Raw genomic sequence first — 234 nt, forward strand, 5'->3', positions numbered from 1 at the left:
ATTGGAAGCGATGAGCTCGGAGATGAGGAAAGGGACCGGGGTTATGTTCAGCATCCGGGTGGGTGACAGCGTGACCGGTACGACCAGAAACCCGGTCGTTACGTTATCGAGCATGGCCGAACCGGGTGCGGGCAGAAGGGATAAGAAGATGAGAATGCGCATCGGGGCTCCCTTGGCCCATTTTGCCGCGCGTACGGCTACATACTGGGACACGCCGGTTTTGTTGGTAATGGC

General features: G+C 58.1%; 1 protein-coding gene. It reads right to left on the minus strand.

Going from position 1 to position 234, the window contains the following annotated elements; genetic code table 11:
* On the minus strand, positions 1-234 hold a 234-nt coding region (locus KVT34_RS31260), incomplete at both ends, for an SLC13 family permease (RefSeq protein ID WP_369016310.1).

The organism is Paenibacillus sp. GbtcB18, assembly GCF_019091125.1.
Lineage (GTDB): Bacteria > Bacillota > Bacilli > Paenibacillales > NBRC-103111 > Paenibacillus_F > Paenibacillus_F chitinolyticus.